The organism is Erythrobacter sp. S267, from assembly GCF_057365045.1.
Genome location: NZ_CP200298.1, coordinates 2,930,677 through 2,952,760 on the forward strand (window position 1 = coordinate 2,930,677; position 22,084 = coordinate 2,952,760).

Sequence of the window (22,084 nt, forward strand, 5' to 3'; positions counted from 1 at the left end):
TTTCCTGCGTGGTTTTCCTAGGCGGCCCGTTCCGGCGGGCTCACTTTGAGTGCCATTATTGGCAGGCCGATGGCAGAGTGAGTTTGCTCGACTTTGGCGGCTTTTGTGCCGCGACTGGCTGCCAGACGCGCCAACGTCGAGCGCACTTCGGCTGGTTTGAAACCCTTGGCTTTGCGCGCGGGTGTGAGGAACTGGCGAAGCCCTTCTATCAGTCCAGAACCAAGCGTAGCACCGAGCCAAGCCGTGAGGATGGAGCGCGCGGAGTTGGAACCATCTTGGGGCCAATCGGGCAAGATCAGAGGCGCATCGAGCAATGCATCGGCGACACGCGTGGCAGCCTCGCCATCGAGCGGCCCGAAGAAGGGTGCAATCTGTGCATGCACCGGCCCGCGTTGCACGCGATCCGCGCGGTCGATCAGCGCGAGAACCTCTGCCTGGCTGCGCGCTGGGATACTGATTTGCGAAGGGAGCGCGGCCATCGCCTTCAAGCGCGGCTCATTGATGAAGTCGAGCGAGATTGGCGCAACGCCGCATAGACATGCCTCAACCGCAGTGGTGCAATTGACGTGCAACAGACACGCGGATGCTGCGATTGCCTCCATGGCAGTACCCGCTCGCTCAACGGTTACATTGGGCGCATCGGCAAAGGCGCTCTCATAGGGTTCCGCGCTCTCAAATGGGTGAGGGCGGATGACGAATTCGCGTTCAGGCCGCGCCCTTGCGAGAACTTCGATCGTCGCAATCATTCGCTCCATGACTTTGCCAACCGCGCGTTCCAGCTCGGCGATTTCAGCGTCGTTGAAGCCCACGCTTCGCAAGGCCTCCCGGTCGGTCTTCGACCCGTCTGAATGAAGTGAGTTGACCACGGGAAAGTTGGTGTTGACGAGAATGCGGCCATTCCGTGTTGTGGCTTTCGGACCTGTGCGATGCGTCAGATCGAAGCGCGGACAGCCCGTCACGATAGCGCGCTCACTGGGGAGGCTCGTCTCACTCACGATTACGTTGCGCAGGTGATCACCCCAAAAGAGATAGAGCGACAAGGCTTGATCGATCTCGCTTTCCCTCAGGAAACGAGCAATGCCGCTGGCAGAGGTTGGGCCGCTTTCTGGGATGAGCCCTCCTTCTGTGTCGAGCACAGCGAGCGCAATTCCGCGGGTTGCAGCCGCCTCAATCAGGGCGCGATTGGCTGGGCGGACGTAGTTCAGGACGATCAGATCAAGCTCAACATTGGGCAGGTCGAAGTGCTGAGTGTAAAACGGCAGCAGCACCGCCTCAGCCCCACGCTCGGCCAGCAGCTGAGCGACGAGGCACATGCCATCAAGGTCGCGCAAGGGGTGGTCGACGACAAGGCCGATCCGGCGGAGGCGGCTCTCCTGCCGCATGGCCGATATGTTCGGAGAGACCGGCGCGTGCATCACATCCACGCTTCGAGCCGGTCGAGCGCGGTCCAGAAGCCTGCGCCTGCATCCTTGTGGCCTTGCCAGATTTCGGGGATGAAGCTGGCTTCTGGCGCGACGCGGTCGAGCACACTTGCGACCATGCCGAAATCGATTGTGCCATCACCGATCTGCAAACCTTCGCCATCCACACCTTCGGCATCGACTACGTGCAAGTGGCGGGTGAAGGGGCCGACCGTTTCAAGGAATTGCTGGAAGCTCGTTTTCAGATGCGTTGCAGCAAGGGCGGAATGCGAGATGTCGAGACAGATGCGCGCGCTGTTGGTCTTGCAATAGTCAGCGATTTCACCCGCATCCATGAACAGGTTGTGGAAGCGTTGACCGCCGAAATGCCATGGGAAAGGCGGCATAGTCTGGGGGATGATCTCCACGCCGTCGCAGTCGAGCGAGGCGAGGGCCTCGGCCACCATCGCGTAGAGCTGGGGTTTTTGCGCCTCGGGCAAGGGACCGTCTGCACTGAATCCCCCGACATTGGTGATGATTGGGATGGGGCCGCGATTGGGGAAGCGTTTGCCCAATTCGCGCGTCACATCGATCACGCGCTGCAGCTCTGCAATTGAATGGGCGCGGTAATCTGGGTCGGGTGAGCACAGGTCGAGCACATGGTCGCCTGCGAACAATTCGGGTGCGTGGACGACCAGCTCCATGTCGAAGCGTGCATCGCCCAAAGTCGCTTCGATATCGACTTCAAGATCTTTGTAGGAGAAGTGGAACTCGACCAGATCAAGGTTCGTCGCGCCGGCCATTTTGGCCAGATCATGATAGCGCACCGGCACACCAAAGGGCCGCGAAAACCTGAATTCGCGCGCAGCTTTCTGATCGTCATCAAGGTCGCTGGGGAAGAAGAAATCGCCTGGCTGCATGTCCTGTTTTGCGGGGCGTCCGATCAATTCCTTCAGCCGATAGGGTTGGAGGCCCTGACCAGGGCTGCGGATGGTGAGGTCCTCCTCCGCAAGTACCTTGCCTGCCTCGATTGCGCGCGCCGCGACCAAGCTCTTGGCGAGCACTTCGCGATTTATCATCTCACCTTGCGTCATGGCGCGCGGTGCAGCGGTGCCCATCGCGGCCTCAACCTCACGGATCTGTGCGACCATGTCGGTAAGCTCTTGCGGCAACAGGCTGACGCGGTGGTCGTTGCCTTCCATATTGCGGTCGAGCGTGAAGTGCTTCTCCACCACCTTTGCTCCGCGCGCGACTGCCGCGACGGGCACATGGAAACCGCGTTCGTGCCCGGAGTACCCCACTAAGCCACTGGAATATTTACCCAAGACATCCATGAAAGCGAGGTTGATGTCTTTGAACGGAGCAGGATATGTCGAATTGCAATGGAGCAGCACGTATGGCGCGCCGTGCCGTCGAAGGACCGCAACTGCATCCTCTATCTCTGCCTGCGTGGACATGCCGGTCGAGCAGATCAGCACCTTGCCCGTGCGCGCCATGCTCCCAAGCAATTCGTGATTGGTAAGGTCGGCGGAAGCGAGTTTGTAGGCGGGCATGCCGTATCTCTCGAGCACCGCCAGGCTTGCCTCATCCCACGGTGTGCACAGCGGCTGGATGCCCTTGGCTTTGCAATGGTCGAACGCCTGCAGCATCTCATCGTTGGAGAGCTGCATGCGCGCCAAGAGGTCGAGCGTGTATTGCGCGCCCAGATCTGCGCTCTGGTCACTCGCATCGCCGCCGCCGCGATAGAGCGAGGCCATGTCGCGCATCTGGAACTTGGCGCAATCGGCACCGGACTCAGCCGCCAGGTCAATCAACTGCTTTGCCCGTCGCAGGCTGCCATTATGATTGTTGCCAATCTCCGCGATGATGTAGCACGGCTCGTCCACTCCGATTGCGCGATCGCCCAGCATGATGCGGTTGGCATCCTTCCAAGCGACTGCGACCACCCGGTCCTGCGCGTCTAGCACCGGGACAAAACCCACCCTGTCAGAGAACATCGCTTCGATTTCAGCCTCGCCCATACCCTCGCGTGCGGTGGTGACGTGTTTGTTTGCGACTGAGATCGCCGGGACGTCGAAATCGAACTTTTCAGATTCGAGCAACCAGCGCCGCACATCGCCATCGGTCAAGACGCCTTCGAGCCGTCCTGACTGCGCGATACACAGCACCGCGCCGCGGCGGTTCTCCCCGATCTTGCGCAGCGCGATAAGCAGGTCTTCCTCTGCAAAGATCACGAAGGGGCGCAGGTTCTTGTCGATAATCATGCGGGGATCGCCTGTGGCATAAGGGTTTCAAGGAGGCGGAAGTCAGCGAGGCTGTCGACTTCGAAGCCTTCTTCCTCACTGGTTTCAAACAAGGTGATTTTGCCGCCCAAGCGGTTGCCCTCGCGCACCAGCACATCGCGGCGGGTGATGTAGAGTGAGCCGGTTTCGCGGTATTGACGGTCGGCAGGCGCGATATCCTGTCGCCGGGGCCGATTGTGGTAGTCGTAGCCCGCGCGCACCGGAGCCTGCTGCCAGAAGAAGGCGTGGCTTTCTGTGACTGAGAGCAGGCTGTCGGCCCCCTCTGCCCGCAACTTAGCCAGCGCGCGCGTTGTCATATTGGCGCTACGCAAGGGCGAGGTCGGTTGCAGCAGTGCAACGCAATCAAAGCTGTGCCCCGATGCCTCCATCACTTCGAGCGCGTGGAGCATGACGGGCTCGGTTGGAGCTGTATCGGTTGCGAGCTGTGCCGGACGCAGGAATGGCACTTCGGCACCAGCGCGGCGGGCAACCTCAGCAATTTCGAGGCAATCTGTGCTGACCAAGCAGGTCGCGATCTCTGGCGTGCGCAAGGCATGCTCAATCGACCAGGTAATGAGCGGCTTGCCAGCCAGATCGCGCAGATTCTTGCCCGGCAGTCCTTTGGAGCCGCCGCGTGCTGGGATGATGGCGAGGATGCTCATGAACCACGCTCCGCTTGCAGGCGAGTCAGCGCGACATCCTGGACCAGCACACCCACCGCCTCTCCACTCGCAGCTGCGCTCAGTCGGATGGATTGGTAGGGACAGTCAGCGGGCACTGTGAAGGCCAACCGCGCGAGGTTGGTATCAAGGGAAGTTGTAGTCTCAGACTGGGCCCGTTCCTGCCCTTCCGCGATGCAGATCCGGGCAAGAGTGATTATTCCTCCGCTCCCGCGCGGGTCGGCAAGCCCAACGTTCAGCGCGTAAGGCCCGGGTTCCAATCGCAGCATGATCCGCGCGACTTCGCCAGAGCGGTGCGGCGCGGCGAATAGCTCCACCGTAGGCTTGCGCGCATCGGGGGCCGCTTTGCTGAGCAACCTTATGCCGGTTTCCAGATTGTCGATGATTTGCCAATCGAGCGGTGGCAAGCCGCCAGTTCCAAAGGCGCCTATGTCCTGCGGTCCATCAGCGTAGGCAGCATAGGCAGCAAAGGCGGCGCCGGGATGGAGCTGCGTGGCCAATTGGTCGACCAGAGGTGCGCCATAATCAATCGACCGTGCGCGTGACCCGTGCGGGAGGCCATCGGCAATCGTTGCAAACAGCACCGCCGAGTTCGTATTGCCGCTGGCATGAGCTGCCAAGCGAGCGGCCCATTTGGGATCGCGTGCGAGCCTTGCGCGCAGAAGGTCGGCAAAGCTGCGATCCTGCGCGGCACGGAGCATTAGCGGAAAGATGCGCTCATCGAGCGAATCCGAGACCGAGAGCGCCACCTCAAGGGTCTCAAGCCCTTCTTCAAGCGAGCCATCCCGGAACTGCAATTCGGCTATTTGCGCTGCCGTTGCAACATCGCGCCGAGAGCTGAGTTGGGCCAGCCCTAGAAGTGTCACGCGGCGGTTTGCATTCTTTTCCAGGAATGCCAACTGCCGCAAAGCGCCCGGCGCATAGGGCGTGTCGACTAGGCTGGAAAGAGCAAGCGCCTCGATCTGAAAGCGATCGGATGCTCGAAGATCAGCTGCAATCGCGTTCGCGCTCGACGGAGCCTCAGTGTCTGTGATCGCAGCGCTTACCGCCAGATCGCCAATTCGCACTTTGGCTTTAGGAAGCTCACCATAGATGCTGTGCGAGAAATGGGGATCGCGTGTGTCGAGCGCGGTCGCGAGCGAGTAGACGCTGCTGAAAAGGGCCAGAGGTCCCAGCAAGAGCACAGCGAAAAATGCGCGGGTTTTGAGCCCTGCCCGCCTCTTTGCACCCCTTCGCGGGGCGGCGACTTCGTCGCTGAAGCGCGCGCGTTTGGGGGGGTCATGCCGCGCCACGTTCTTCCTCAATCCGAGAGGCATAGGCGTAGCTGTAAGAATAGCCGTAACCGTAATGAGAGGAGCGCTGATCAAGTTTGGTCAGGATTGCGCCCACGATCGGCGCACTTGCTGCCTGCATTCTTTCAAGCGCGGAGTTGAGGCCGCGCACGGAAACGCGTCCTGCTTCGGCGACGAAGACGACCGCTTCGACGGCCTGGCTGACCAACGGTGCATCAGCGAGGCCGATAACGGGCGCAGAATCGACGATTACATGGTCGTATTCCTGGCTCATCCGCTCCACCAAACCGCGCAGACGGTCGCTGGAGAAAAGCTCCGCCGCGCTCGGCACTGAAGGGCCTGATGCCATCAGATGGACGCCGGGCTGAACCTGCTGGATCAGCGCTTTCATATTGTCATCGCCCGCCAGATAGTTCGACAGGCCGAACTTGCGGTGCGTGTCCATATATGTGTGCGCCGAAGGGTTACGCAGGTCGGCGTCGACCAGCAAGACGCGCTTGCCCATCCGGCTCAGAACCAGCGCCAGAGCCAGCGCAGACAGGCTTTTACCTTCTGCAGGCTGTGAGCTGACCAGCATGAAGCTGCTCGGCACGCCGTGGGTGGTGGTGAAAGCGAGGCTGGAGCGGATCGCAATGTAAGCCTCGGCGATCTCAGTCTTGGGGTCCGCGACCAGTTCAATCGGGTCTTCGTGATCAGCGACTTGCGGGACTGAGCCAAGCAGCGGGATGCCGAGCGCCTCTTGCAGCTTGCTGGGATCGGTCAGACCTTCGGTGCTCTGCTCGAGGACAAAGACCAGACCCGCCGCAGCAACACTTCCAGCGACCAGCGCAAGAGCGAGGTTGAGCAGCAGGTTAGGCGAAGAGGGGCGCTGCGGCGGCTGTGCTGCATCGATCACAGCAATGTTGCTTGCCGAGACGCCTGCAACGCCGATCTCTTTGTAGCGCTGCAGCAGGCTGTCATAGAGCTGGCGATTGGTGTCAGCTTCGCGCTGATAGATGTTGTATTGGATCGCATCGCGGCGCTGGGCGAGGACTTCGCCGGACAGGCCGGACACCTTCGCTTGCAATTCTGCCTCGCGCCGCTGCGCTGCCTGAAAGGCTTCGGTTGCGCCGCGATTGATCCGCGTTTCTTCCGTGATAATCGCGCGGTCGAGCTCTTCTATCTGGCTCTTCAGAGCGATAGCGCGCGGATAGCCGGGCTCGAACTGTGCCATGACTTCTGCGTGTTCCGCTGCCGCAATAGCGCGCTGTTCGCGCATGCGGGCGAGCGTGGGGTTGGTCTGGGCAGAGCCTGAATTGCTGACAAGGGCCTGGGCAGCGACGCGATCAGCTGTTGCCGCGATCAGTTGCTCGTTCAGACCTTGCAAGTTCTCCGCTGCCAGAGTGCGTTCACCGATCTGAGCGGTGCCCGGACCGATATTGTCGGTGGTAACAGTGACGATGTTACGCGCAGTCGCAAAGTCGACCAGCGCACGCTCTGAATCCTCAACTCGCCCGCGCAATTCTTCGAGCCGCCCTTCGAGGAAACTGCGCGCTTCGGCGGTGGAGTCGAACTTGCGCGCGATGGATTGAGCGATGAATTCTGCCACCCAGGCATTGGCGACACGCGACGATAGCTCTGGGTCGAAGGACGAGTAGTCGACATCAATTAGCGCGGACCCGCGGATCGGGTTGATCGAAATGCCCTTGAGCAAAGTGTCGATTGCAAGGCGCTGGCGCAAATCCGTGCCGGAACGTGGATCGCTCACTGCTTGAGGGTTGTCTGCGGCCTCGCTCATCGCTGCTTCTTCCAGCGCTTCTAGGTCAACACCATGCGCGGCCCAGAAATCCTCACTCTCCGTCAGGCGCAGGTTGCGCACGACACGCTCAGCCAGAGAGCGCGCTTCGAGCAGTTCGTACTGGGTCTGGTAGAATTCCAGGTCTCGCCCGGCATTCTCCGATTCAACCCCTTGCACATTGGTGACGTTGTTTTCTTCGCGGCTGACCTGCACCTGTGTGGTCGCGGTGTAGGTCGGTCGGGTGAGCAAGGTTACGACAAGCGCGGCCAGTACAGCGGCGACCAGAACCGCAGTGATGGTCCACTTGCGGCGTCGTAGGATGTCGAAATACTCGATCAGGATCGGGCGCATCCCCGACCGCCGGACCGGCAGGATCGGCCCCGCATAGGGCGTGATCTGCGTTGTTTCGGGGCGCATGGGCACGAGGTTGGTTGTGTCAGTCATTGGTCTCTCACCCGTGATCCTTTGAAAGGCATTGGCCCATGCGGTCAGTTGTTCTGGAGCAGCGCGATAATCGGAGCGGTCAGCAATGGAGTGGCGGCCAGAATGTCGCGGAACAGGCGGCGCGAATGGCTCTCACCGACCACAACCACGTCGCCGGCATAGATTTCTGGATCGGCATAAATCCCGCGCCTGATCGCGCCGAGATTGTAGAGCGCGGCGTAACGCTGACCGTTCGCTTCGCGGAAGATCACAACGTCATCGACTTTTGCGAATTCTGTAAGGCCGCTTGCTGTGGCGACGCCTTGCATCAACGTCATCCGGCCGATCACCGGATAGAGGCCCGGCTCACGCACCTGGCCATCAAGTGTGACAACCTGACTCAGCGTCTCTTCGAGGTTCACCGTCACCTGAGGGTCACGAACGTAGTCCCCGGCAAGGGCAGCGGTCAGCTCGGCTTCGATCTCGCGCGGGGTCTTGCCCGCGGCCTCAAACGATCCGACCAGCGGGAAGGAGGCCCGCCCGCTTGCGTCGATTTGCACTTCGCGTTCAGACAGCTCCTCGATCCCGAAGACGTCGATACGCAATTTATCGAAGGGTCCGACAAGGTAGGGCCGGGCCTGATGGCTGCCCTGTCCGGGAATGGGGGCGGGGAGAGAATTGGCCGAGACCACCTGCAGCCCTTGTGCACCGCCAAGAGGAGGCGTCGATGCGCACGCACTGAGCGCTGCGCATGTCAGGAGCAGAGCTGCTAGCCTGACAGATCCTTTGCGCGATGAAACTTGCTGCTTGATCATGTCTCAGACCCCTTCCTTGGCCGAATCGCTGGGGGCTGGTGCCTGCCCGGCGTCCTCATCAGGGCTAGAGTGCGGGGCGCTTCCCGCAATCCAGACAAGCGCCAGAATGAAGGTGATTGCGAGGCTGGGTGTGCGCAGCGGGTAATCGTAAAGGCTCCCCAGAAACAGCATCACAAGCGTGAAAAGTCCCGCCATCCGCAGAGTGCGATCCGCGCCCTGCGCGACGCTGAATTCGCGCAAACCCCTAAGGGAAAGCCACAGGACCCCTGCTGCAATCAGTAAGAGCGCAGGGGCGCCGCCCGTCAGGGCAATCTCAAGCCAATCATTGTGTGCATGGTTGATATAAGATGGCCCCAAAGTGGATGCAGGTTCTGCCACTTCGTAGACTTCGACAAAGGTTCCGATCCCGCTGCCGGCTGGAAAGTGTTGCCAGGCAAGCTCCCAGGTGGTGGGCCAGATCAGCTGGCGCAGGCCATCATCAGCGCCGCCCGACTGGGTCAGACGGGAGAAAGCGTTCCCCGCGGTGAACATCCAGGTCATGCCCGCCAGCGTGCAGGCGCCAACCGCCCCAGCGATCACGGCAGGGTTGAGGGGTGCCTTTGATGCCCGCGCGCGTCGCTCCTGCGAGGCGAAGCTTTGCAGCCACCAGAACCCGATCAGCGCCAAGATGCCCAGTCCCAATCCCGCGCGCGATCCGGTCATAATTAGGAATGGCAGCAAGGAAAGCGCCGCTGCGCCTAGAAGGACTGGCCAAAGTGCGCGGAGCTCTTTCGCGGGCCGGTGCAGTGATACGCACGCCCCCAGCCAGATAATGCCCAAAGCCAGAAAAATCGCATTGTGGTTGCGGTTGGCGAACAGGCCGACAGCGGCATCGTGGTTGGTGATGCGGTAGAGGTAGAACGGATTGCCCGGCGTTCCGATCACTTGCAGCAAGCTTAAAAGCGCGCTCAGCCCAACCAGCGCGACCAGAACCATGATGGTCCATCGCAGCTGCGACCGAGTAAGGTTCACTGCCAGCGCCAGTGCGGCCAGCGGGACGCTGAGCGAAAGCAGCGCGTTCAGCGTGCGGTAGGGGACAAGGCTCAGCGGACGCCATTGGCCCGCAAGGCCTGCTGCGCGGTCGATCTCTATCGCCAGTTCACGTCCGGGCAAAGCGTGCCAGACTTGAGGAGGCAAGGGGACAAGGTGCAGCGCCACCAGTGCGGTCCAAGCTCCTGCCAGCCCCAGAATCACTCGGTTTGCGCGCATTCGAGCCGGGTCCGCAATCACCAGCGCGACCCCAAGCACACCAATCGAAACCGGACGTAGGATCGCGAGCGAAGAGATATCATCCCGCGCGCCTCCGCCCAGCGCAAAGACCAGCGCGAGGTAGGCTATTAAAATGACGTGAGGGCGCGTGAGGGGGGCAAGGCCCTTGAGGCCGCTTGCCGCACTCATTGAAGGACTTAGCGCTCGCGCAGATGAAGAGGCTTGGAACATGGCCGTCAGCTCAGCGATGCAGGGGTGACGTTGATCTCTGGGAGCGAGACATCGGGCGTTTGCTCTTGCCGCGGCTCATCCGATGCCGTGCTGGGCTGAGAAGCAGGCTGTCTCAAGCCTCTCATCCCTTCAAGATCGGTTGGCATCTCAAGCCCATAACGCAGGGTCGGGACGAGCGACTTGAGCGCCAGCTTGCATGCACCTTCATCGCCCTGTGCGATGGCCTGCGTCAGCCGTTTAAGCACAGTCGCAACCGCCACCGGAGGCGGGCAGCTTTCGTGGCCTTGCATGATGCGCGGATGTTCTGTGGCTGCGGAGTTCTCGCCCAACAGCAGCTCTTCATAGAGCTTCTCTCCCGGGCGCAGTCCGCTTTCGACGATGGCGATATCGCCGCCTGGATCACTCTCATCCTGGACGCGTAGACCCGCCAGGCGGACCATGCTTTGCGCAAGGCTCCAGATCTTCACCGGCTCGCCCATGTCGAGTAAGAACACCTCTCCGCCCCGCGCCATTGCGCCGGCTTGGATCACCAGTTGGGCGGCTTCAAAAATGGTCATGAAATAGCGCGTCACTTCGCGGTGCGTGACCGTGATTGGCCCGCCCGCTTCGATTTGGCGCTGGAAGATCGGTACGACTGAGCCGCTTGAACCCAACACATTGCCGAACCGCACCATTGAGAATACGGTCGATCCAGGCTTGGCAAAGGTGTTGGAGCCGCGTTGGAGCCGGGCCAAGTCTTGCAAAATGATCTCACACACCCGCTTGCTCGCACCCATCACATTGGGAGGACGCACAGCCTTGTCAGTGCTGATCAAGACGAAGCGCTGCGCCCCGTTTTGCATCGCGGCTTCGGCCATAACGCGGGTGCCGAGCACATTGTTGCGGACCGCCTCAACCACATTGTCCTCGACCATGGGCACGTGCTTGTAAGCAGCAGCATGGAAGATCGTATCCGGCGCAAACTCTGCAAAAAGGCGCTGTACAACCTGCGTGCTGGAGACGTCGGCTAGCCGTTGGTAGAGTTTCGGACGGGGGTGGCTCGGGCTCTCTGCGTCATCTTGCGCATCAAGGATCGCGGTCAATTCTCGCCCGATGTTGAACAAAGCGAATTCGTTGACTTCGACCATGACCAAGCCGGCTGGGCGCTGCACCAGAATTTGGCGGCAGATCTCTGCCCCAATCGATCCGCCCGCGCCTGTCACCATGACCAGCTTGCCAGTCACTTCGCGCGAGAGCAGGTCCCCATGCACGGGGACCACCGCGCGGCCGAGCAGGTCTTCCACTTCTATGGGGCGTAACGCCGCTGCACTGATCCGCCCCTCGAGCACTTCGCGCATCGGTGGCAGGGTCTGCACGTTGACCGCCAGTGGTTCGAGCGAGGCGATGATCGCCTTGCGCTGGGTGAAGCTGACATTGGTGATCGCGATCAGAATGTCGCTGATCGCGCGGCTCTCAATCAAATCGGCAATCTGCGAGGTATGGTGCACGCGTACCCCGTCGAGGGTGTGCCCGGCCTTGTCGGGATCATCATCGACATAGGCGACCAGGCGCATGCCCGCCTCCACCGCCAGTGCCTGCGCCAATCGCTGTCCGGTGGCGCCGGCGCCATAGATGACAACGCGTTTTGTCGGAGCGGCGAAGTCTTCGCTTTGCGCCAAGCGATCGCTGAACAGATCGACCATGACATAGCGCCCGACAATCCGGGCGAGGCTGACCAATAGGAAGAAGATCAGCGGACCAAGAATGGCCATGGTGCGCGGCACATTGTCTTGCGGGATTGCCATGAAGGAGATGGTCAGAGGGATGGTCGTGCAGCCCGCCGCAACCATCAGCGCAATGATCGCGCCGCGTCCGGAGAACCGGAAGATTGACCGGTAGACCCCTCGCATCAAGGCGATTGGGAACCAGCAAGCCAGCAGGGCCCCTGCAAACAACCCAAACCCCGCACCCGGCATGTGCCATTCACCAAGGCGCAGTGAGAAGGCGATCCACACGGCCGCGAGGCCAAGCAGTGCATCCACTCCCGCAACCGCCGATCGCTTCGCCCAGCGTGGCCATTCCAGTGAGCGCGAGGCGATGTCGACGAACACACCCACCAAGGCGGCAATGATAGGCTCAATCACCGGCGTGCCGGTTGGCTCGGCATCCACTGCAAGTGATTTTTGGATAGAGCTAGCATTATTATAGCGAGCCATAGGCGGTCCTGTCTTCAGCCGCCTTGGAGATTAAGAGCGATCAGTGTTTGATACTGTCCGCCCGCAACACCTTAACGACAGTCAGTGCAAGTATTCGTAAATCGAATAGAAAGCTCCGACGTGATGAATATTCACCATCTAGAGCAACCTTGTCCTCGAGTGTCAAAGCATCGCGCCCGTTCACCTGAGCCCATCCAGTGATCCCCGGGAGTAGCATAAATGAACCATTTTCTCTACGCATTTCAATTAGATCACTCTGATTGAAGAGCGCGGGGCGAGGGCCGATCAGACTCATATGTCCGACAAGAACGCTCCAAAGCTGAGGCAATTCGTCGAGGGAACTACGCCTAAGTATTGGCCCTAGGTTAGTAAGTAAAGATACGGAGTCTTGGAGTAAGTGTGTCGGGAGTTGCGGGGCGTCTGTGCGCATGGTTCTGAACTTCGGCATCCAGAACAATTCGCCGCTTTGCCCAAAGCGCTGCGACCAGAACAAGGCCGGCCCGGGAGAGTCGAGCCGGACGGCCAGCGCGATCAGCAACATCAGCGGAAAGAGCACGATCAGCGCGCTTCCGGCGATGACAATGTCGAGCAAACGCTTCATTTCCTTGGCAACTCCCTTGCGTGCCCGAGGGGCGCTGGGGTCGCTAGGGAGCCGACCTCAATCGGCTTCGAGCGTCAGGCGCAGCGCCTCATCCATGTTCACTCGCGGCTGCCATCCGGTCATCTTGGCGAAGCGGCTGCCATCGAAGGCGGCGTTTCCAAGCAAGCTGTCGGCGCGGTCCCCTAGTGCGATCCTTGCGGACAAGCGCACCAGAGGCTCGGGCCAAGACCACACTCGGTCACCATGACCAGCGGCTGCGAGAAGCTTGGAATACAGCGCACCGGTGGAGATGGGGAGGCTGTCGGTGACTATAAATGATCCGCATTGGAGCAATTCCGGGCTTGCTTCTGCCGCGACTAACGCCGCGTCGGCAATGTTGCCGGCATAGGCGAAGCTGCGACGGTTGCGAATCGCGCCCAGTGGTAGCGGGATACCCGCTTTGGCCGCGCGGACCAGCTTGGCGAAATGGGCTGGAGCTTTGGGGCCGTATATCGCCGGAGGGCGGAGCGAGATGACACTGAACTTATCATCCGTCACCAGGCCTTCCAACAGACTATCGGCACTGCGCTTGGATAGCCCATAGAGGCTGCTTGGAAACGGTTCGGTCGCATCGGTAAAGGTTACGCCGGGCAGGGTCCGGCTGGCGACCGCCGCTACCGAGCTGATCTGGACAAAACGTCCCGCCCCCGCGGCGCACCCAGCCTTCGCGAGATTCAGAGGGAGCGTGGTGTTCATTGCGATCGTGGCGTCGGCAGCGGCCTCGCCGCTTTGCGTGACGTGAACACGAGCCGCACAATTGATGACGACGTCGACGCCAGCAAGGTCGATCTCTCCGATCCCCAGCGCCAAATCCCCACACGCCTGCAAATCCGCCGCTCCCGGAACCGGCGTCCCAGAACGGCTTACGGCAATAATGTGATGGCCCGCCTCTGCACCGGCGGCAACTATCGCGCGGCCCAGAAAGCCGCTCGCCCCGGTGACCAGAATGCGCAAGCGACCCGGTTCCTTGCCTAAACGGTCGAGATGTCGGGCGCGTCGACCTGCTTCATGCCGACGATGTGATAGCCGCTATCGACGTGGTGGACTTCTCCCGTCACGCCGGAGCTGAGGTCGGAAAGGAAATAGAGGCCGGAACCGCCTACATCTTCAATCGTAGTGGTGCGGCGCAGGGGTGCATTCAGCTCGTTCCATTTAAGGATATAGCGGAAGTCACCAATCCCGCTCGCAGCCAGCGTCTTTACCGGCCCCGCGCTGATCGCGTTGACGCGGATGTTCTGCGGCCCAAGATCGTTGGCGAGATAGCGCACCGACGTTTCTAGCGCGGCCTTCGCAACGCCCATGACGTTGTAATGCGGCATGACCTTCTCAGCGCCATAATAGGTCAGCGTCAGGATTGACCCACCGCCTTTGCCGTCCTCGCCCAACGGAGGCATCATCTCCGCCGCGCGCTTCGCCACCGCGACAAGCGAATAGGCCGAGATGTTCATCGTCATCAGGAAGTTATCGAGGCTGGTGTCGATGAACTTGCCGCGCAGCTCGTTCTTGTCAGAGAAGCCGATTGCATGGACCACGAAATCGAGGCTGTCCCAGCGCTCTTTCAGCGCCGCAAAGGCCGCGTCGATCGAAGCCATGTCGGACACGTCGCATTCCATCGTTACATCGCTGCCGAGCTTCTCTGCTAGCGGCTTCACCCGCTTCGCCAGGGCCTCACCTTGGTAAGTAAAGGCCAGCTGCGCCCCGTGCTCTGCCAGTTCCTTGGCAATGCCCCAGGCGAGTGATTTTTCATTGGCGAGCCCCATGATCAGCCCGCGTTTGCCCTTCATAAGTCCGGTCATGTGTCCGTTTCCCCATCTCGGGTTTCTTTGTCTGGCTCGCGTTCAGGTTCCGCAAGCGCTGCATTCAATTCTGCTCCGATAACGAGGCCGAGGCCAACGAGCCAGAAAAACAACAAGGCAATGATGATACCCGCCATAGAGCCATAGGTCAGGTCATAGGTGAAAAAGCCCCGCAGAATGGGCGGCAAGGCAACCGTGACGCCCATCCACCAAAGGGCCGTGAACAGCGCTCCGGGCCATTTGGGATATTTGCCCAGCCGATACTCCTCCGGCGTCAAAGTGTAGAAGAGGAGATAGAGCGAGATGCCCAGACCCAGCGCTGGCACCACTCGCGAAATGCGCAGCGTGTCGAGCACTTCGCTCAATTGCGGGAAGGCGGCGAGGATGACTTGCTGCGCGGCTCCGATAGCGACTTGCGCAAAGAGCGAGACCATCAGCAGCACCACCGCTCCCAGGATCAGTCCGGCGGAGAACAGCCGGTAGCGCAGAAAGGAATAAAGCGCCCGCGTGCCATAGGCGCGGCGTAAAATCTCGCGGATTGTCTCGATCAAGCTGGAGGCGGTCCACAAGGCAACCGCCGCGCCGAACCACAGCAGCCATCCGGTCCGCGCATAGACTGCATCTTGCGCCACCGGCGCGATCACCGTCCTCGCGCTTGGTGGGAGGCCTGCAATAACCGTCTCTGCCATAGCAGCGGCGAGCTCGCGTCCTCCGAACAGCTCAAACAGAGCCGCGCCGAGGATGAAGAAGGGCACAATCGCCAACATAGCGAGGTAAGCGAGGTTACCGGCGTGGATGAAGCCATCCTGCCAGGTGCCTACAAGCGTACGCCGGACGACTTCGAAGATGCGCGTGCCGGGGCCAATATAATGCAGCACGCCCAGCATGCCGGGCTGTGGTCCGGCGTTGGCATCGCTCGCATCGGCGCTGCTGGCAAAGTGCACCGCTTGAGCCCGAGCGCGCCGCCGCCGGGCTTCTGGCGAGAGCGAGCGGATTTCGCGTTCGTAATAGGGCGGAATGTCAGCGCGATTGCTCATGGCTTGCTGGCCCCGCTTGCTCGCGCCCTTACAGGCCGAACTTCTCGCGCGGTTTGGCGGGATCACTCCACTCGCCAAGCCGCTGTTTGAGCGCATCGAGATCTTCCGGCATCTGGATCTCCAGCGTTACCAACTGATCACCGCGCGCCGTGCCATTTTTCTTCGTCCAGCCTTTGCCTTTGAGGCGCATTACAGTGCCCCCATTGGCGCCGGGTTGCAGCGTTAACATCACCGGGCCGTCCACCGTGGGGCATTTGACCTTGCCGCCATGCACCGCCTCGTCGAGCGTGATCGGCAAGTCCATGCGGATATTGTCGCCATCGCGGCGGAAGAAGGGGTGGGGAGTGATCTCTACCATCACGATCCCGTCGCCGCGCGTGTCCTTGGTCTTGGTCGGGCCTTCATGGCCTTTCCCTTTGAGCCGCATCTGCGTCCCGTCCTCGACCCCGCCCGGCAGTTTCAGGCTGATCGTCTTGCCATCGGCCAGAGTGATCCGCTGATCCGCGCCCGAGGCTGCGTCGACGAAAGGCACGGCGAGGCGGTATTGGATATCCTTGCCCTTTTTGGGAGGCGTGGGCCGCGAGCCAAAACCTCCACGCCGGGGTGGAGGTTGGTTTTGGCGAGCACGACCCCCGAAGAGACCTTCGAACAGGTCGCCCAAGTCCATGTCTTCATTGCCAAAGCTCTGGAACTCTTCGTCGCGAAAGCCTCCTCCTGGCCCTGCGCCGGGACGACCGCCGCCATAGCCTCGGCCAAACCCACGCGAACCTGCGCCCCCGGCACCCATGCCGGCAAAGGGGTTCAGGGGATTGCCATCCGCGTCGATCTCCCCGCGATCGAACTGAGCGCGCTTGTTCTTGTCCGACAGCAGATCATAGGCTCCCGTGGCGGCAGAGAACTTCTCAGCAGCCTTGGGGTTGTCCTTGTTGCGGTCAGGATGGAATTCCTTGGCGAGTTTGCGATAGGCGCTCTTGATCTCTTTCTCAGAGGCAGTGCGCGCGACGCCAAGGGTGCGGTAGGGATCGGACATGGTGTTTTAGCTAGGTGATACGGTTGAGAGGTGCAAGCTTTGCGCTTTCCTACGCGAGGTTAGCTTGTGTAGGGAAGCGCGATGTTTACTCTGCCGCGCCTTCCATCTGCATCTTGCGCTCCGGCTCCGCGTAACTCAGAGGACTTTCACCCTTGGACTGTGTGTCAGGTGTGTCAAATGACAGCTAACGGAGCCCTGCGATGAACGACAAGACGAGCGAGATCGAGCGACTCGATGATGCGCAGCTGGCCGATAGCGTCATTCCGGCGGGCGCTGATCCCTATGCGCTGTTCGATGAGTGGTTTGCTTTGGCTCAGACAAGCGAGCCCAATGATCCCAACGCTATGGCGCTTGCCACCGCAACCCCGGACGGGCGACCATCGGTGCGGATGGTGCTGCTCAAAGGCCATGGCGCACAGGAAGGCGACGCGGGCGGCTTCACCTTCTTCACCAATGCCGACAGCCGCAAAGGCGGGGAAATTCGCGCCAATATGCAGGCCAGCCTGCTGTTTCACTGGAAGAGCCAGCGCCGCCAGATCCGGATCGAAGGCCCGCTGACCGAAGTCACGCCGGAGCGCGCCGATGCCTACTTTCACTCGCGCGCCTATAAAAGCCAGGTTGGCTCAGCGGCGAGCGACCAGTCGCGTCCGCTACCGGAACGCCAGACCTATCTCGACCGGGTGAAGGCGCTGTGGGAGGAGCATTCCGACGCAGCCGAGGTGCCGCGCCCCGCGCACTGGACGGGTTTTACCCTTAGCCCAGAGCGGATCGAGTTCTGGATCGACCGCGACAACCGCCTCCACGACCGCCGCCTATTCACTCGGGAAGCGGACAGTTGGACGGACACGCTCCTATATCCATGAGGACTTCATGACGCAGACTATTCCCTATTGGCACGTCGATGCCTTCAGCGCCTCTCCCTTTGGCGGGAACCAGGCGGCGGTGATGGTGCTGGACGAGTGGCTGCCGGACGAGACCCTCGTGCAGATCGGCGGCGAGAACCTCTTCGCCGAAACCGCCTTTTTGGTCCCGAATGCCAGCGGCGAGGCCGATTGGGAGCTGCGCTGGTGCACGCCGACCTATGAGATCGCGCTGTGCGGCCACGCGACGCTTGCTTCGGGCCACGTGCTGCTCTCGCATCACGAATGGGGAGAGGGTCGCGACGCAGTGACCTTTCGCACGCGTAAGTCGGGCATCCTCGAAGTGCGCAAGGATGGCGATGGGTATGAGGTCGGCCTGCCAGCAACAATCACTGCTCCCGGCGAAAGCGCCGAGGCTGCGGCGCTGATGGGCGGCAATCCGGTGGCGATCTACCGCCCGACCGGGGCGGAAATCCGCTATCACATCTTCCTCTACGAGACCGAAGCCGAGGTCCGCGCGCTCGACCCTCAAATCCGTGCTCTGGGCGCAATGGGCCCCGATCAGTTCATCGCGACCGCACCGGGTGATGCAGGATCAGGCTTTGACTGCGTCAGCCGCGTCTTTGTGCCGGGTGGGGGAGTGGATGAGGACAGCGTGACGGGCTCTGCCCACTCGCTCCTCACCCCGTTCTGGGTCGACCGGCTGGGCCGCAACAACTTGAAGGCGCATCAGGCCAGTACGCGCGGCGGCGATCTGACCTTGCGTCTGGACGGAGACCGCGCCTGGCTCGGCGGGCCATGTGTAACGGTGGTGGAGGGCGCGTTCCTGCTCTGAGGCGCTATTCGCCAGCGACCGGATACAACGCCATCACATCGGCGGCTTGCTGCAACATCGGTGGACGCTGCTCGCTGTCTGAATGGCCCAGCCGCACAACGGTCAGCTTCTGCTCGGGAGAGATGAGCACATACTGCCCCATATGCCCAATCAACGCGAACATCGTGTCCGGCGCGCGGGCCGGGAACAGCGGGTGGGGCCATTCGAGGTCGGGATTGGGCCGGTTGAGCCAGGTCTGATAGCCGTAATGCGCCGAGGCTGGGCTGGGCTGGGTCATCGCCTCGACCCAGCGGCGCGGGACCAGTTGCTCGCCATTGGGGGCTTCACCTCCGGCGCGCAGAAACTCGCCGAAGCGGCCCCAGTCACGGGCCGTGGCGTGCATTAGCGACCCGCCGATGAGCGTGCCGGACGCGTCAAACTCGGGCACCATGGAGGTCATGCCGAGTGGTCCAAACAAGCGGGTCTCAAGGTAGTCGGCAACCGCCTTGCGCCGAGCCTCAGGGTCCTCGCTATCGGTCAGAGCGCGGGCGGCTATATCGGCGAGGATTACAGTGGTGTTGGAGGAATATTCGAACATCTCGCCGGGCTCAGCTTCAAGCGGCTGCTCCTTCGCCCACTTGGCCATGTCATCACGTCCGTCGAGGAAAAGCATGCGCACCTCGGCACTCTCATAGGGCGGGTCGCCGGCCTCGGTATGGCGCAATCCGGCGCGCATCTGGAGCAGGTGCTCAAGGGTAATGTCAGCGCGGCTGTCGCCAGTCCGTTGCCACATGGGCACCGGGGCAGGCTCTTCGACGCTGAGCAAACCGTCAGCGGCGAGCATTCCGATCAGGACTGCGGTGACGGTCTTGGCCATCGACCAGCTGATGAAGCGGGTCTCGGCATCGTAGCCATCGGCATAACGCTCAGCGGCGACCTTGCCATCGGCAAGGACCAGGAAGGCGCGGGTTTCGCCAAGGCCGTCCTTGGTGAAGAGGTCATCCACCTCGCGCGCCAGCTGGTCACGCGGAGCACCGGCATCGGCGGTGACGGCAGCCTTGGCCTCCTCGGTCAGTTCGGGCAGCGTGGTCTGTGCAGGCTCACCGCACGAAGCAGCGGCCAAAGCAAGGACTGGCAGGAGCGCAAAAGCGGCGGTAGAGGAACGGATGCGAGCCATCATGGCGCAATCAATCGAACAAGGGATCGGTGAAAGCAATGGCAAAATCGGGCGCATCGGCTGGATGGGGCAAGAAGCCCATCGCGATCACCATCATTGGCCTCATCGTCCTTGCGCTCGGCATTGCCTTCAACATCTATCGTGAGCCGATCAATGGCTATGCCAGCGTCGGTACCTCCTACGCAGCGCGGGTCGCATGTTCGTGCCGCTTTGTCGCCGGCCGCGATCTGGATGACTGCAGCAAAGACAAGCTCGCCGGGATGGAGCTTGTCAGCCTCTCCGATGATGTCGAAGCCAAGAGCGTGACCGCTACCTTCCCGCTCATCACCTCCACCACGGCCACCTATCGCGAAGGCTATGGCTGCGTGCTGGAGGAGTGGCCCGCTTAGTTGCTGACCGCTTCGGTAGAGTCGATCCAGCCGCCACCGATCACACGGTCGTCGGCATAAATCACCGCGGCCTGTCCGGGAGCAACGCCGAACTCCGGCTCAGCGAAACGCAGGTGAACCGTGGCGTTGTCGCCGAGTGGCCCTTCGAGCGTTACCGGCACCGGCTTCGCGAGACTGCGAACCTTGGCGGTCAGCTGCACGCCTGCGGGCACCGTGCCGATCGCATTGGTCTCGATCACTTCGGCGCTCTCAACCCCTAGCATACGCTTGGGCCCGACGCGCACTTCGCGGGTCGCGGCATCGAGGTTGATAACATAAAGCGGTTCGGGCTGGCCGCCGATCTCTAGGCCTTTGCGCTGGCCCACCGTGTAGTGGACGATGCCCTTGTGCTCGCCCAGAACCTGTCCGGTTGCTGCGTGGACGATGGAGCCTGGGACGCCGCCTTCGGGACGCAGCTTCTTGACGATGCCGGCGTAATTGCCGTCGGGCACAAAGCAGATGTCCTGGCTGTCGGGCTTCATCGCGTTGCGCAAGCCAGCCGCCTCAGCCAGCTCGCGCACCTTGGTCTTGGGCAGGCCGCCAAGCGGGAAGCGGATGTAGTCCAGCTGCTCTTGCGTGGTCGCATAGAGGAAGTAGGACTGGTCGCGAGATGGATCATGCGCGCGGTAAAGATGCGGGCCGCCTTCTGCTTCGACGCGGCGAACATAGTGCCCGGTCGCCAGGCAATCCGCCCCTAACTCGCGCGCCATGCGGAACAGGTCGGTGAACTTGGGCCCCATATTGCAGCGGATGCAGGGCACTGGGGTTCGGCCGGCTAAATATTCGTCGGCGAACTGTTCGACCACATCTTCACGAAAGGCGCTCTCATGGTCGAAGACGTAATGCGCAATGCCCAGCCGATCAGAGACGGCGCGCGCATCCGCAATGTCATCGCCCGCGCAGCACGCACCTTTGCGGCCCGTGGCAGCACCGTAATCATAAAGCTGGAGCGTGATGCCGATCACCTCGGCTCCGGTATCCGCCGCCAAAGCCGCCACAACCGAGCTATCCACCCCGCCACTCATTGCAACGACGATGCGGCATTCTGACGCCGGGCGCGGCAGGTCGAACAGGGCTGCTGTGTCGAGCCCGAACGGGCTGGCTGCTCCTGTGGAAACGGAAAGAGTTGCATCTGCAGACATGATTGCCGCGCCATATAGGCAAGTCGCTGCTGTTTCGCCACCCTGCTAAGCTGTGGCCCAATTCGTCGCCAATCGGTGACGAAACGCCGCGGCCTAATCCTAAGCAGTGGTAAAGGCGAGTTTTACCACATCTTGACTTCCGGCTCTTATAGCCACGCTCATGTTCGAAAAGTCTCCACCGTCTGTCCCACTAAATGAGGCTGCGCGATTCGCGGAAGAATCGCCGCTGCGCGCCTTGGATTGGGCAGAGCTGACCGCGCGGCTTAACGCTGCGCGCGACTTGCGGCGGGTCTTGCAGAAGGATGCCAGTGGTTCGGGAAGTGAATTTGCCGATGCTGCCGCCGCTTTCCTGAATGCGCGAGACGAATACGAAGGTGACGTTAACCTTGTTGTTTTAGAGCAACCTAAAGGCTCGTCTGACATAACAAATGCAATGACAGGTAGCAGCTCAACACCAGAGCAAGGGCCTCAGTCAGACGATGCGAGAGAAGTTTGATGATTGAAAACCAAGACATCCGCCCCGCACAAGTGATCGGTCCGCTCGGCGAGCCGTTGACGATTGACGACCTGCCTGCGCCTGAAACCAAGCGCTGGGTTGTCCGTCGCAAGGCTGAAGTGGTTGCTGCGGTCAATGGCGGCTTGCTGACCATCGACGAAGTGCTTGAGCGTTACAGCCTTACGCTGGAAGAGTTTGCCTCATGGCAGCGCGCAGTTGATCGTTCGGGCATGCAGGGCCTTCGCGTCACTCGCATCCAGCACTATCGCGACCTCTATGAGCGGCAGTTGAAATACTGAGCTCAATGCCGCGAACTCACTA

At 61.3% G+C, this 22,084-nt stretch carries 20 protein-coding genes; 5 read left to right on the forward strand and 15 right to left on the reverse strand.

Annotation, left to right across the window (positions count from 1 at the left end):
- Positions 1-17: 17 nt before the first annotated feature.
- The 13 genes from AC0V6X_RS13835 to AC0V6X_RS13895 form a co-directional block, all read right to left on the reverse strand.
- Positions 18-1,415 carry a surface carbohydrate biosynthesis protein gene (locus AC0V6X_RS13835; protein ID WP_486185127.1) on the reverse strand — a complete coding sequence of 466 codons (1,398 nt, stop codon included), beginning with the start codon at positions 1,413-1,415 and terminating at the stop codon, positions 18-20.
- Positions 1,415-3,664, reverse strand: a complete 2,250-nt coding sequence (locus AC0V6X_RS13840; RefSeq protein ID WP_486185128.1) for an N-acetylneuraminate synthase family protein — start codon at positions 3,662-3,664, stop codon at positions 1,415-1,417. The genes AC0V6X_RS13835 and AC0V6X_RS13840 overlap by 1 nt, the downstream gene beginning before the upstream one ends.
- Positions 3,661-4,344: an acylneuraminate cytidylyltransferase family protein gene (locus AC0V6X_RS13845; RefSeq protein WP_486185129.1), complete on the reverse strand. Its 684-nt coding sequence runs from the start codon at positions 4,342-4,344 to the stop codon at positions 3,661-3,663. The genes AC0V6X_RS13840 and AC0V6X_RS13845 overlap by 4 nt, the downstream gene beginning before the upstream one ends.
- Positions 4,341-5,540: a hypothetical protein gene (locus AC0V6X_RS13850; RefSeq protein WP_486185130.1), complete on the reverse strand. Its 1,200-nt coding sequence runs from the start codon at positions 5,538-5,540 to the stop codon at positions 4,341-4,343. Before AC0V6X_RS13850 ends, AC0V6X_RS13845 begins: the two co-directional genes overlap by 4 nt.
- 100 nt (positions 5,541-5,640) lie before the next feature.
- On the reverse strand, positions 5,641-7,875 hold the full coding sequence (locus AC0V6X_RS13855; RefSeq protein WP_486185131.1) for a GumC family protein: 2,235 nt from the start codon (positions 7,873-7,875) through the stop codon (positions 5,641-5,643).
- Positions 7,876-7,919: 44 nt separating this feature from the next.
- Positions 7,920-8,669, reverse strand: a complete 750-nt coding sequence (locus AC0V6X_RS13860) for a polysaccharide biosynthesis/export family protein (RefSeq protein WP_486185132.1) — start codon at positions 8,667-8,669, stop codon at positions 7,920-7,922.
- Between the two features lie 3 nt (positions 8,670-8,672).
- On the reverse strand, positions 8,673-10,106 hold the full coding sequence (locus tag AC0V6X_RS13865) for an O-antigen ligase family protein (RefSeq protein WP_486185133.1): 1,434 nt from the start codon (positions 10,104-10,106) through the stop codon (positions 8,673-8,675).
- A gap of 47 nt (positions 10,107-10,153) precedes the next feature.
- Positions 10,154-12,343 (reverse strand): polysaccharide biosynthesis protein, encoded by a 2,190-nt coding sequence (locus AC0V6X_RS13870; RefSeq protein ID WP_486185134.1) that lies wholly within the window; start codon positions 12,341-12,343, stop codon positions 10,154-10,156.
- Between the two features lie 40 nt (positions 12,344-12,383).
- On the reverse strand, positions 12,384-12,944 hold the full coding sequence (locus AC0V6X_RS13875; protein WP_486185135.1) for a sugar transferase: 561 nt from the start codon (positions 12,942-12,944) through the stop codon (positions 12,384-12,386).
- Between the two features lie 57 nt (positions 12,945-13,001).
- The gene (locus tag AC0V6X_RS13880) at positions 13,002-13,937 is read right to left on the reverse strand and encodes an NAD-dependent epimerase/dehydratase family protein (protein ID WP_486185136.1); all 936 of its coding nucleotides are present in this window, start codon (positions 13,935-13,937) and stop codon (positions 13,002-13,004) included.
- Between the two features lie 17 nt (positions 13,938-13,954).
- On the reverse strand, positions 13,955-14,779 hold the full coding sequence (fabI, locus tag AC0V6X_RS13885; RefSeq protein ID WP_486185137.1) for an enoyl-ACP reductase FabI: 825 nt from the start codon (positions 14,777-14,779) through the stop codon (positions 13,955-13,957).
- Entirely contained in the window at positions 14,776-15,816 is a 1,041-nt protein-coding gene (locus AC0V6X_RS13890) for a YihY/virulence factor BrkB family protein (protein WP_486185138.1), read from the reverse strand. The genes fabI and AC0V6X_RS13890 overlap by 4 nt, the downstream gene beginning before the upstream one ends.
- 28 nt (positions 15,817-15,844) lie before the next feature.
- Entirely contained in the window at positions 15,845-16,846 is a 1,002-nt protein-coding gene (locus AC0V6X_RS13895; RefSeq protein WP_486185139.1) for a DnaJ C-terminal domain-containing protein, read from the reverse strand.
- A gap of 200 nt (positions 16,847-17,046) precedes the next feature.
- Here AC0V6X_RS13895 and pdxH point away from each other — a divergent pair, with 200 nt between their 5' ends.
- Both pdxH and AC0V6X_RS13905 read left to right on the forward strand, forming a co-directional pair.
- Complete coding sequence (gene pdxH / locus AC0V6X_RS13900; RefSeq protein WP_486185140.1) at positions 17,047-17,709, forward strand: pyridoxamine 5'-phosphate oxidase; 663 nt, start codon at positions 17,047-17,049, stop codon at positions 17,707-17,709.
- 7 nt (positions 17,710-17,716) lie between these two features.
- Entirely contained in the window at positions 17,717-18,541 is an 825-nt protein-coding gene (locus tag AC0V6X_RS13905; protein ID WP_486185141.1) for a PhzF family phenazine biosynthesis protein, read from the forward strand.
- A gap of 4 nt (positions 18,542-18,545) precedes the next feature.
- Here the strand turns inward: AC0V6X_RS13905 and AC0V6X_RS13910 are convergent, their stop codons facing one another.
- Positions 18,546-19,700, reverse strand: a complete 1,155-nt coding sequence (locus AC0V6X_RS13910) for a serine hydrolase domain-containing protein (RefSeq protein WP_486185142.1) — start codon at positions 19,698-19,700, stop codon at positions 18,546-18,548.
- Between the two features lie 35 nt (positions 19,701-19,735).
- Here AC0V6X_RS13910 and AC0V6X_RS13915 point away from each other — a divergent pair, with 35 nt between their 5' ends.
- Complete coding sequence (locus tag AC0V6X_RS13915; protein WP_486185143.1) at positions 19,736-20,086, forward strand: hypothetical protein; 351 nt, start codon at positions 19,736-19,738, stop codon at positions 20,084-20,086.
- Here AC0V6X_RS13915 and mnmA read toward each other — a convergent pair.
- Positions 20,083-21,267, reverse strand: coding sequence for a tRNA 2-thiouridine(34) synthase MnmA (gene mnmA, locus AC0V6X_RS13920; protein ID WP_486185144.1), 1,185 nt, complete (start codon positions 21,265-21,267; stop codon positions 20,083-20,085). The two genes, AC0V6X_RS13915 and mnmA, sit on opposite strands and share 4 nt — an antisense overlap.
- 160 nt (positions 21,268-21,427) lie before the next feature.
- Between mnmA and AC0V6X_RS13925 the strand changes: the two genes are divergently transcribed.
- Both AC0V6X_RS13925 and sciP read left to right on the forward strand, forming a co-directional pair.
- Entirely contained in the window at positions 21,428-21,763 is a 336-nt protein-coding gene (locus AC0V6X_RS13925) for a hypothetical protein (RefSeq protein WP_486185145.1), read from the forward strand.
- On the forward strand, positions 21,763-22,062 hold the full coding sequence (sciP, locus tag AC0V6X_RS13930; protein ID WP_486185146.1) for a CtrA inhibitor SciP: 300 nt from the start codon (positions 21,763-21,765) through the stop codon (positions 22,060-22,062). Before AC0V6X_RS13925 ends, sciP begins: the two co-directional genes overlap by 1 nt.
- The last annotated feature ends 22 nt before the right edge of the window (positions 22,063-22,084 follow it).

Bases quoted from the DNA above. Each gene is read 5' to 3' on its own strand.
- AC0V6X_RS13890 (WP_486185138.1), bottom strand. From the start codon at position 15,816: ATGAGCAATCGCGCTGACATTCCGCCCTATTACGAACGCGAAATCCGC.
- AC0V6X_RS13845 (WP_486185129.1), bottom strand. From the start codon at position 4,344: ATGAGCATCCTCGCCATCATCCCAGCACGCGGCGGCTCCAAAGGACTG.
- AC0V6X_RS13910 (WP_486185142.1), bottom strand. From the start codon at position 19,700: ATGATGGCTCGCATCCGTTCCTCTACCGCCGCTTTTGCGCTCCTGCCA.
- AC0V6X_RS13925 (WP_486185145.1), top strand. From the start codon at position 21,428: ATGTTCGAAAAGTCTCCACCGTCTGTCCCACTAAATGAGGCTGCGCGA.
- AC0V6X_RS13905 (WP_486185141.1), top strand. From the start codon at position 17,717: ATGACGCAGACTATTCCCTATTGGCACGTCGATGCCTTCAGCGCCTCT.
- pdxH (WP_486185140.1), top strand. From the start codon at position 17,047: ATGAACGACAAGACGAGCGAGATCGAGCGACTCGATGATGCGCAGCTG.
- AC0V6X_RS13870 (WP_486185134.1), bottom strand. From the start codon at position 12,343: ATGGCTCGCTATAATAATGCTAGCTCTATCCAAAAATCACTTGCAGTG.
- AC0V6X_RS13840 (WP_486185128.1), bottom strand. From the start codon at position 3,664: ATGATTATCGACAAGAACCTGCGCCCCTTCGTGATCTTTGCAGAGGAA.
- AC0V6X_RS13835 (WP_486185127.1), bottom strand. From the start codon at position 1,415: ATGCACGCGCCGGTCTCTCCGAACATATCGGCCATGCGGCAGGAGAGC.
- AC0V6X_RS13865 (WP_486185133.1), bottom strand. From the start codon at position 10,106: ATGAGTGCGGCAAGCGGCCTCAAGGGCCTTGCCCCCCTCACGCGCCCT.
- AC0V6X_RS13855 (WP_486185131.1), bottom strand. From the start codon at position 7,875: ATGACTGACACAACCAACCTCGTGCCCATGCGCCCCGAAACAACGCAG.
- AC0V6X_RS13875 (WP_486185135.1), bottom strand. From the start codon at position 12,944: ATGAAGCGTTTGCTCGACATTGTCATCGCCGGAAGCGCGCTGATCGTG.
- AC0V6X_RS13860 (WP_486185132.1), bottom strand. From the start codon at position 8,669: ATGATCAAGCAGCAAGTTTCATCGCGCAAAGGATCTGTCAGGCTAGCA.
- AC0V6X_RS13895 (WP_486185139.1), bottom strand. From the start codon at position 16,846: ATGTCCGATCCCTACCGCACCCTTGGCGTCGCGCGCACTGCCTCTGAG.
- sciP (WP_486185146.1), top strand. From the start codon at position 21,763: ATGATTGAAAACCAAGACATCCGCCCCGCACAAGTGATCGGTCCGCTC.
- AC0V6X_RS13915 (WP_486185143.1), top strand. From the start codon at position 19,736: ATGGCAAAATCGGGCGCATCGGCTGGATGGGGCAAGAAGCCCATCGCG.
- fabI (WP_486185137.1), bottom strand. From the start codon at position 14,779: ATGACCGGACTTATGAAGGGCAAACGCGGGCTGATCATGGGGCTCGCC.
- mnmA (WP_486185144.1), bottom strand. From the start codon at position 21,267: ATGTCTGCAGATGCAACTCTTTCCGTTTCCACAGGAGCAGCCAGCCCG.